We start from the raw sequence: 2,213 nt of genomic DNA, 5'->3' as shown, positions 1-2,213 counted from the left end.
CGACCGCGGCCCCCGCCGGCAGGGCGCGCCCGCCGCGGCCCGCGCGTCGGACCATCCACCAGCGCTGTGTCGAGCCCACGAGCACAAGCGCCAGCACCGCACCCCAGGGCAGGGTCCAGCCGCCCGGCAGGGAGGCCAGGTTCAGATGGACGGCGGTGCCGAGCGCGCCGGCGACGACGCCGAGCAACGCCCCGCCCACCACGTCGGCGGGCCGGGCGCGGCGGCGGGGACGCTCAGGCACGGGCGCGGGCGCGCGCGGCCTTCAGGCGCTCATTGGCGTCCAGGACGACCTTGCGGATGCGGATGTCCTCGGGGGTGATCTCCACGCACTCATCCTCGCGGGCGAACTCGAGGGACTCCTCCAGGGTGAGCCGGCGCGGGGGCGTCAGGCCCTCGAACGACTCGGAGGAGGCCGCACGCATGTTGGTGAGCTTCTTCTCCTTGGTGATGTTCACGTCCATGTCGTCGGCGCGCGAGTTCTCGCCCACGATCATGCCCTCGTACACCTCGGCGCCCGGCTGCACGAAGAAGGTGCCGCGCTCCTGCAGGTTGATCATGGCGAACGGCGTGGCGGAGCCCGCCCGGTCGGCCACGAGGGAGCCGTTGGTGCGGTACTCGATCTCACCGGTCCACGGCTCGTAGCCGGCCGCGTAGGAGGAGGCGATGCCCGCGCCGCGGGTCTCGGTGAGGAAGCGGGTGCGGAAGCCGATCAGGCCGCGGGCCGGGACCAGGAACTCCATGCGGATCCAGCCCGTGCCGTGGTTGGACATCTCCTGCATGCGGCCCTTGCGGGCGGCCATGAGCTGCGTGACCGCGCCCATGAACTCCTCGGGGATGTCGATGGTCATGCGCTCCATCGGCTCGTGGACCTTGCCGTCCACGGTCCGGGTGACCACCTGCGGCTTGCCCACGGTGAGCTCGAAGCCCTCGCGGCGCATCTGCTCCACGAGGATGGCCAGGGCGAGCTCGCCGCGGCCCTGCACCTCCCACGCATCCGGGCGTTCGGTGGGGAGCACCTTGAGCGAGACGTTGCCGATCAGCTCCTTGTCCAGGCGGTCCTTCACCTGGCGGGCCGTGACCTTGGCGCCCTTGACGCGGCCGGCCAGCGGGGAGGTGTTGATGCCCACGGTCATGGAGATGGCCGGGTCGTCCACCGTGATCAGCGGCAGCGGCTTCGGGTTCTCCGCGTCGGTGAGGGTCTCGCCGATCATGATGTCCTCGATGCCGGCGACGGCGACGATCTCGCCCGGGCCGGCCTCCTCCGCGGGCACGCGCCCGAGGCCCTTGGTGGCCAGCAGCTCGGTGATCTTCACGGTCTTCAGGGCGCCGTCCTGGCGGGCCCACGCGACCTGCTGGCCCTTGCGAAGGGTGCCGTTGAAGATGCGCAGCAGCGCGAGGCGGCCGAGGAACGGGGAGGCGTCCAGGTTGGTGACGTGCGCCTGGAGGACCTCGCCCTCGGTGTAGGACGGGGCCGGGATGTGCTCCATGATCACGTTGAAGAGGGCCTCGAGGTCCTCGGCCTCCGGCAGGGCGCCGTCGGCGGGCTGGGTCAGGGAGGCGCGGCCGGCCTTGCCCGAGGCGTAGACGACGGGGACGTCCAGCACCGAGTCGAGGTCCAGGTCCGGGTCCTCCTCGGCCAGGTCCGAGGCCAGGCCGAGCAGCAGGTCCATGGAGTCGGAGACGACCCCGTCGATGCGCGCGTCGGGGCGGTCCGTCTTGTTGACCACAAGGATCACGGGCAGCTTGGCCGCGAGGGCCTTGCGGAGCACGAAGCGGGTCTGGGGCAGCGGGCCCTCGGAGGAGTCCACGAGCAGCACGACGCCGTCCACCATGGACAGGCCGCGCTCCACCTCGCCGCCGAAGTCGGCGTGGCCGGGGGTGTCGATCACGTTGATGGTGACGGTCTCGCCCTCGGGGGCGGACGGGCCGGAGTAGAACACCGTGGTGTTCTTGGCGAGGATCGTGATCCCCTTCTCCTTCTCCAGGTCCCCGGAGTCCATGACCCGCTCGGCGACGTCGCCGTGCGTGTTGAAGGCACCGGTCTGGCGCAGCATGGCGTCCACCATCGTGGTCTTGCCATGGTCCACGTGGGCCACGATGGCCACGTTACGCAGATCGGAGCGGCGGGTTTCGGTCGAGGTCATGGGCGTCCTGTCCGGTTCGACATCAAAGGGGTGGAGGCACACGACGACGGCGGCCCCCGTGCGATTGTA

The 2,213-nt window shown here is 71.0% G+C and carries 1 protein-coding gene and 1 pseudogene; both read right to left on the bottom strand.

What is annotated here, in order from left to right; translation table 11 throughout:
- Nucleotides 1–241 (bottom strand): annotated as a pseudogene (locus tag HMPREF3105_RS11000) (hypothetical protein); the annotation flags it as partial.
- Nucleotides 234–2,144 (bottom strand): translational GTPase TypA, encoded by a 1,911-nt coding sequence (typA, locus tag HMPREF3105_RS10995; RefSeq protein WP_070709618.1) that lies wholly within the window; start codon nt 2,142–2,144, stop codon nt 234–236. The gene typA and the pseudogene HMPREF3105_RS11000, both read right to left, overlap by 8 nt.
- Nucleotides 2,145–2,213 lie beyond the last annotated feature (69 nt).

The sequence above is a fragment of the Micrococcus sp. HMSC31B01 genome (genome assembly GCF_001816085.1).
In the GTDB taxonomy this organism is placed as follows: Bacteria; Actinomycetota; Actinomycetes; order Actinomycetales; family Micrococcaceae; genus Micrococcus; species Micrococcus luteus.
This window is presented reverse-complemented; position numbering and strand designations above follow the sequence as displayed.

Excerpts from the sequence above, each read along its gene's own strand:
- typA (WP_070709618.1), bottom strand. The coding sequence starts at position 2,144 with ATGACCTCGACCGAAACCCGCCGCTCCGATCTGCGTAACGTGGCCATC.